Here is a 7039-nt window from a genome sequence, read left to right on the forward strand (position 1 = left end):
GGGTGTGAGCGGGCCGGACGCGCGGGCGACGCCGGGCCGGCTCGCCGCGCGCTGGGCACGGCTGAACGGCCCCGACCGCGTCGCGGGAGTCGACTTCGCGCGCGGGCTGGCCGTGATCGGCATGTTCGCCGCTCACCTGCTCTGGATCCGCGATCCGTTCGCCTGGACGGATGCCGCCACCTGGGTCGCCGTCGTCGACGGACGCTCCTCGATCCTGTTCGCCACGGTCGCCGGCGTCTCCATCGGGCTGTTCACCGGCGAGCGCGCACCGCTCGCGGGCGCGGCGCTGCGCTCGGCCCGCGTGCGGCTGATCGTGCGCGCGGCGATGCTGTGGGCGATCGGCATCCTGCTCATCCTCACGGGCGTCCCGGTGTACGTGATCCTTCCCGCGTACGCGCTGCTGTTCCTCCTCGCCGTGCCGCTGATCGTCCTCGACGCCCGACCGCTGCTGGTCCTGGCATCCGTGCTCGCCGTGGTGATGCCCGTCGTGCAGGTGGCGCTCGACGACCTGCCGCTCTGGGGCACGGCGACGGGTGACGCGCTGTCGCTCGCGCTGGGCTGGCACTACCCGTTCACGACGTGGATCGCCTTCCTCGTCGCAGGTCTCGGTCTTGCGCGCGCAGGCATCCGTCGCTCGAGCGTGCAGCTGCGGATGCTGGCAGCCGGCGCCCTTCTGGCGCTCGTGGGCTACGGCGCAGCCGCCGCCACCGGCGTCGTCGAGTCGGAGGCGGGTTCCTCCTATCTCGCCGCTCTGTGGACCGCGCGGGCGCACTCGACCGGCCTGCTCGAGGTGGTCGGCTCCGGCGGGTTCGCCATCGCGGTGATCGCGGGGTGCCTGCTCGTGTGCCGCACCGTCGTGGTGTGGGTCGTGCTGCCGTTGCGAGCGGTCGGGGCGATGCCGCTCACGGCGTACGTCGGCCAGTTGCTGGTGTGGGCCGGTATCGCGACCGTCCTGCTCGGTGACCCCGGCGACCTGGCGCGCTTCCGCGATCTCGCACCGTTCTGGCCGCTCGCGCTGTCGACGATCGTGCTGTGCACCGCGTGGGCGCTGCTCGTCGGGCGCGGACCTCTGGAGTGGTTCATCGATCGGTCATCCCGCCTCGTCGCACGTGCGGCCGTCGGTAGGCTGGTGCAGTGAGCGACAGCAAAGGCGACGGGACGAACGAAGGCGCACTCTGGGGTGCTCGATTCGCGACGGGGCCGTCGCCCGAGCTCGCCGAGCTGAGCCGCTCCACCCATTTCGACTGGGATCTTGCGCTCTACGACATCGCGGGGTCGCACGCGCACGCGAAGGCGCTCGCCGCCGCCGGGTATCTCTCGGCGGACGAGGAGTCCGCGATGCACGAGGGACTCGACGCGCTCGCGCGCGCGGTCGCCGACGGGACCCTGCGGCCCGCGCCGTCCGACGAAGACGTGCATGGCGCCCTCGAGCAGGCGCTCATCCGCACCGTCGGCCCCGAGCTGGGCGGCAAGCTGCGTGCCGGACGAAGCCGCAATGACCAGATCGCCACGCTGGTGCGCATGTACCTTCTCGACCATTCCCGCGTGATCGCGCGGGATGTGCTTCGGCTCGTCGACGCACTCGTCGCGCAGGCGGAGGCGCATCCCGAGGCCGTGATGCCCGGGCGCACCCACCTCCAGCATGCGCAGCCGGTACTGCTCGCACATCATCTGCAGGCCCACGCCTGGCCGCTCGTGCGCGACCTCGAACGCCTGCGCGACTGGTCGGCGCGCGCGTCGGTGTCGCCGTACGGCGGCGGCGCGCTCGCCGGGTCGACACTGGGCCTCGATCCGCAGCTGGTCGCACGGGAGCTCGGTCTCTCGCGTCCCGCCGAGAACTCGCTCGACGGCACGTCCGCGCGCGATGTCGTCGCCGAGTTCGCGTTCATCACGGCGATGATCGGGGTCGACGTCTCACGCCTGGCGGAGGAGATCATCCTGTGGAACACGCGCGAGTTCCGGTTCGTCACTCTCGACGACGGGTACTCGACCGGGTCGAGCATCATGCCCCAGAAGAAGAACCCCGACATCGCGGAGCTCGCGCGCGGGAAGTCCGGACGGCTCATCGGCAACCTGACGGGTCTGCTGGCGACCCTGAAGGCGCTGCCGCTCGCGTACAACCGCGATCTGCAGGAGGACAAGGAGCCGGTCTTCGACTCGATCCGCACGCTCGAGACCCTTCTCCCGGCGTTCTCCGGAATGGTCGCGACGCTGCGCTTCCACACCGACCGGATGGCGGAGCTCGCTCCGCAGGGCTTCTCCCTCGCGACGGATGTCGCGGAGTGGCTGGTCAAGCGCGGGGTGCCGTTCCGCGATGCGCACGAGATCTCAGGGCACCTCGTGCGGGTATGCGAGGATGCCGGCATCGAGCTCCACGAAGTGACCGACGACCAGCTGCTGTCGGTCTCGCCGGTGCTGACGCCCGACGTGCGCGAGGTGCTCACGGTCGAGGGTTCTGTGGCCAGCCGCACGGGTGCGGGCGGAACGGCTCCGGTCCGTGTGGGGGAGCAGCGCGCGGAACTCGTCGAACGCGTTCAGGCCGCCGCTCACGCCCTCGGGCTCTGATCGTCGCGAGGACGGAGCCTGCGTCAGCTCGGCGTGATCACCAGATCGCCAGCCGGACGACGCCGGCGACGAGGCATGCCCACAGCAGGCTGGCGAGGGTGCCGATGATGAAGCGCTCACGCGCCTCTGCGGCCGCGAGCTCCGAGAACCGGCCGATGCCCTTGATCGCGACGACGACGGCGATGGCCTCGGGGAAGCCGACCACGATCGCCAGGGCGACGGAGAGGCGTTCGAGGTAGCCGATCGTCGTACCACCGCGGAGGACTTCGCGCGCGGGGGCGTCGTCGGGCACGATCCCCGGGACCGCAGCCGGTCGCAGCATGATGCCGCCGTTGTCGCCCTCGGGCACGCGGCCGTGCGTGGCGACCTCGAGCACGCGCCGGGTCACCGGGCTCCCGCCGGCCGCGGCGAGCGCGACCCCGAGCATCGCGATGGCGATGGCGCCGATGGGGTGGACCTCCGCCGGCAGTACGAGCACCACCACGAGCGAGAGCAGTACCAGTCCGCCGGCGATGAGCAGGGGAATCTCCCGCGGGCGCTTCGTGCTCAGCACGACGAGCACGAGGGCGCCGCCGAGCGTGAGGAAGAGGAACAGCGGCACCGCGAGCGAGAACAGCTCCGGCGGGACGATCATGCCGCCCAGTCTGGCACGAGCATCCGACTCAGCCGTGTGTCGGGCCCGGCGTCGCGAGAGCGTCGTCGGCTCGGCGCAGGAGTCGCTCGAGAACGGGGAGCGCAGCTTCCTCGGTGCGCAGCCCCGCGTTGCGCGCCCGCAGACTCACGGCACCCTCCGTGATGCCGAGGCGGCCCGCGGCCTCGCGCTGCGTCATCCCCTCGGCCAGGAGATCGTGCAGTTCCCACCCCTCCGTGGTGCGACGGTCGCGCAGCTCGACCATCAGACGGAGGAGGGCCTCGGCATCCGCACCCTCCTCACCGCCGACGACGGCGACTCGGGTGGGCGACTTCTTCGCGCGGTCGACACCTTCGCGCGCGTTCACGAACGCGGGACCCCGGGCCGCGCGGACATCTGCGGGCAGCGGCTCCTCGACTCCGCCGATCCCGATCCCGACGCTCCATGCGTGGAGTCGGGTGAGGTGCAGCGCGACGTCGAGCAGAGCGCGCGGGTCTGCCAGCGCGAACTGGAGCTCGTCTCCGGCGGTGCGCTCGGGTGCGAGGGCGAGACGGGGACCCGCAAGGCTGGTGACGGCGCTCAGTCCTGCCGGCACCAGGTCGGCGCCGGCCCGGCTCCTGCGCTGGTCAGCGGTCACCACGAACATCTGCTGCTCCTTGAGTCTCAGGGCTGAATTCATCTGAGTTTAGCGCCTGTGCTTCACGTACATAAGTCTCTACCCTAAATACATCAAAATACAGCGCATGAGCTTAACGGACACGGGTTCCGATCGACGCTCCGGAATGGCACGGTGTACCCATGGCGAAGATGGAGCATTTCGAGATCCCCGTCGATGACATCGCACGGGCGCAGACCTTCTACCGCACCGTCCTGGGGTACGAATACGAGCCGTGGGGCGACGAGATGGGCATGCTTCGCCAGCCGGAAGGCGAGGGCGTGAACGGCGACCTCCACCTTCGGGGCGCGTCGCCCCATGTGACGGTGGTGTTCACGGTCGACCGCATCGAGGACACCGTCGCGGCGGCGGTCGCGAACGGTGGCGAGCAGCTCGGTGAGATCCAGCCGCTCGACGAGAACTCGAGGTGGGTGTACATCCGCGATTCCGAGGGCAACACGATCGGACTCTACGACGAGATCGCCGTCGCCTGACTCGCCCCGGCGCGCGAGGCGCACGTCTGCCCGCTGATAGCCTGAACCGCGTGTCTGAAACCGTCGTGAGCGCGACCGCGCCCGCCAACGATCCGGCGTTCGAGAATGTCTGGGACGAGATCATCTGGCGCGGACTCGTGCATGTGTCCACCGACCAGGAGGCGCTGCGCGCCCTGCTCGCCGGCGGTCCGATCACGTACTACTGCGGCTTCGACCCCACCGCGCCGAGCCTGCACCTCGGCAACCTCGTGCAGCTGCTGCTCATGCGTCGCCTGCAGCTGGCCGGCCATAAGCCCCTCGGGCTCGTGGGCGGGTCGACGGGACTCGTGGGCGACCCCGGCGGTCGCGATGCCGAGCGCGTGCTCAACCCCGTCGAGACCGTCGAGGAGTGGGTCGGCTACCTGCGTGCACAGGTGGAGCGCTTCTTGAGCTTCGAAGGTGCGAACGCCGCCCGGATGGTCAACAACCTCGACTGGACGGCGCCGCTGAGCGCGATCGACTTCCTCCGTGGAATCGGCAAGCACTTCCGCGTCGGCACGATGATCAAGAAAGACGCCGTGGCCGCGCGCCTCAATTCCGAGGCCGGCATCAGCTACACGGAGTTCAGCTACCAGATCCTGCAGGGTCTTGACTACCTCGAACTGCACCGCCGCTACGACTGCGTGCTGCAGACCGGCGGCAGCGACCAATGGGGAAACCTGACCAGCGGCACCGACCTCATCCATCGCGTCGAGGGGGTCTCGGTGCACGCCATCGGCACGCCGCTCATCACGAACAGCGACGGAACGAAGTTCGGCAAGAGCGCAGGCAATGCGATCTGGCTCGACCCCGCGATGTGCAGCCCGTACCGGATGTACCAGTTCTGGCTGAACACCGACGACGCCGACGTGATCACGCGTCTCAAGGTGTTCACGTTCCTCACGCGCGCTGAGATCGAGCAGTACGAGCAGCTCGTCGCGGACGAGCCGTTCCGTCGCGCCGCACAGAAGCGACTGGCCCTCGAGGTCACGACGTTCGTCCACGGACCGGATGCCGCGGCCGCCGTGGTCGCGGCATCCGAAGCCCTCTTCGGCCAGGGCGATCTGGCCGCGCTCGACGCCGCCACTCTCGGCCAGGCGCTCGAGGAGCTTCCGAACGCCACGGTCGCACGAGGAACATCCGTCGTGCAGGCGCTCGTCGACACGGCGCTGGTGTCGAGCCTTTCCGAGGCGCGGCGATCGATCGCTCAGGGCGGGGTGTCGCTCGACGGCGCGAAGGTCGACGACGAGGCGGCGGTGATCACCGGAGGACTGCCCGGCGGTGTGTCGGTGCTGCGTCGCGGTAAGAAGACTCTCGCCGGGGTTTTCGTCCAGGTCTGACTCGGTCGACGCCCCCCTGCGTCGGCCGTCGACCACCGACGGAGGATCATGCCGTTCACACCGAGTCACGCGGTGGTCGCGCTGCCGTTCATCCGCACGCCGCTCATTCCCGCCGCGATCGCCGTCGGAGCGATGGCCCCCGACCTCCCCCTGTTCGTGCGGGGGCTCCCGCTGCACTACGGGCGCACGCACGACTTCGCATGGGTCCCCGCGACGGTCGCCCTCGCGCTGGTACTGCTGCTGATCTGGCGCGCCGTGCTGCGTCCGGCGGTCCGTGAGCTGATGCCGACGTGGCTCGCCTCGCGCCTGCCGGCGGAGTGGGATCGCGGGGCAGGTGCGGCGATGCGGGAGACGCTGTCGATCACGAGCACGGGCGGATCGGGATCCGATCGGCGATGGCGCGTGTCGTGGCGGGGGATGCTGATCCTCGCCGTCTCGCTCCTCCTCGGAGTCGTGAGCCACATCGTGTGGGATCTCTTCACGCACGAGGGACGGTGGGGAGTCGAGATCCTTCCCGTTCTCGATGAGGCGTGGGGCCCGCTGCTCGGCTTCAAGTGGCTCCAGTACGGATCGGGAGCTGTCGGAGTCGCGATCATCGGCGTGTGGGCGGTCATCTGGCTGAGCCGGCGAGAAGCTGCCGGCCCCGTCGGGCGCGTGCTTCCCGTGGCCGCGCGGTGGGTGTGGTGGCTGTCGCTGCCGGTGGTGCTCGCGCTCGCGTGGTCCACCGGTCTCGCGGTGTGGGGACCGCTGGACGACGACTTCACGGTGGCGCATCTCGCCTACCGGGTCCTTCCGCCGGCGTGCGCGCTGTGGGGTGCCGTGACGGTCGTGCTGTGCGTGGTCGTGCAGGTGGCGCGCCCGGCACGTACTCGGGCCTTGAACCGTCCGTGACCGCAGTGGCGCGGAGGCGCCGGTTCCCGCGGGATCTCGCGGGATCTCGCGGTTCGGCGGTGCGACACGCCCGGGATGCGCGCCCGATTCGACGGACGCGGCGCCGTCACGTAATGTTCTTGTTGTTCGCCCCAAAGGGAAGAGCGGAGAGGCCGGAAGGCCCCGCCCCCTCAAGCGGAAACACCCCCTTCCAGAACCTCTTCCGAGAGGTGTGACCCACGGGTCGACGGAGGGGGACCATCCTCCTCGGATGCGCGGTCATGGACCGCGGGCGGGAGTCTTCGGACGCCGGTTCGCGCGATTTGACGAGCGGCCCGAAGGCGGATAAGATTGTGAAGTTGCCCTGCTGGGCTGGCTGTGAGGCTGGTTGGTGGGTGCGTCCGATCCTTGAGAACTCAACAGCGTGCACTTGTCAAATGCCAAATAACCTCGTCGACCATCTTTT

Annotated in this window: 7 protein-coding genes; 5 read left to right on the forward strand and 2 right to left on the reverse strand. The window is 69.8% G+C overall.

Going from position 1 to position 7039, the window contains the following annotated elements; all coding sequences use genetic code 11:
• Positions 1–4 precede the first annotated feature (4 nt).
• Positions 5–1138: a DUF1624 domain-containing protein gene (locus tag OL358_RS11925; RefSeq protein WP_264710178.1), complete on the forward strand. Its 1134-nt coding sequence runs from the start codon at positions 5–7 to the stop codon at positions 1136–1138.
• Complete coding sequence (gene argH / locus OL358_RS11930; RefSeq protein WP_264710179.1) at positions 1135–2565, forward strand: argininosuccinate lyase; 1431 nt, start codon at positions 1135–1137, stop codon at positions 2563–2565. The genes OL358_RS11925 and argH overlap by 4 nt, the downstream gene beginning before the upstream one ends.
• Before the next feature lie 37 nt (positions 2566–2602).
• Here argH and OL358_RS11935 read toward each other — a convergent pair whose 3' ends face one another.
• Positions 2603–3199, reverse strand: coding sequence for a hypothetical protein (locus OL358_RS11935; RefSeq protein ID WP_264710180.1), 597 nt, complete (start codon positions 3197–3199; stop codon positions 2603–2605).
• Between the two features lie 28 nt (positions 3200–3227).
• Positions 3228–3875, reverse strand: a complete 648-nt coding sequence (locus tag OL358_RS11940) for a SatD family protein (RefSeq protein WP_264710181.1) — start codon at positions 3873–3875, stop codon at positions 3228–3230.
• A gap of 119 nt (positions 3876–3994) precedes the next feature.
• On the opposite strand from OL358_RS11940, the gene OL358_RS11945 reads away from it, so the two are divergent.
• From OL358_RS11945 to OL358_RS11955, 3 genes are read left to right on the forward strand one after another with little or no spacing between them, the layout of a single operon-like run.
• Complete coding sequence (locus OL358_RS11945) at positions 3995–4345, forward strand: VOC family protein (RefSeq protein WP_264710182.1); 351 nt, start codon at positions 3995–3997, stop codon at positions 4343–4345.
• 50 nt (positions 4346–4395) lie between these two features.
• The gene (tyrS, locus tag OL358_RS11950; protein ID WP_264710183.1) at positions 4396–5703 is read left to right on the forward strand and encodes a tyrosine--tRNA ligase; all 1308 of its coding nucleotides are present in this window, start codon (positions 4396–4398) and stop codon (positions 5701–5703) included.
• A 48-nt stretch (positions 5704–5751) separates the two neighbouring features.
• Complete coding sequence (locus OL358_RS11955) at positions 5752–6594, forward strand: DUF4184 family protein (protein WP_264710184.1); 843 nt, start codon at positions 5752–5754, stop codon at positions 6592–6594.
• The last annotated feature ends 445 nt before the right edge of the window (positions 6595–7039 follow it).

This window comes from Microbacterium sp. SSM24 (assembly GCF_025989145.1).
GTDB lineage: Bacteria > Actinomycetota > Actinomycetes > Actinomycetales > Microbacteriaceae > Microbacterium.

Bases quoted from the DNA above. Each gene is read 5' to 3' on its own strand.
- OL358_RS11945 (WP_264710182.1), top strand. From the start codon at position 3,995: ATGGCGAAGATGGAGCATTTCGAGATCCCCGTCGATGACATCGCACGG.
- OL358_RS11940 (WP_264710181.1), bottom strand. From the start codon at position 3,875: ATGAATTCAGCCCTGAGACTCAAGGAGCAGCAGATGTTCGTGGTGACC.
- OL358_RS11935 (WP_264710180.1), bottom strand. From the start codon at position 3,199: ATGATCGTCCCGCCGGAGCTGTTCTCGCTCGCGGTGCCGCTGTTCCTC.
- OL358_RS11955 (WP_264710184.1), top strand. From the start codon at position 5,752: ATGCCGTTCACACCGAGTCACGCGGTGGTCGCGCTGCCGTTCATCCGC.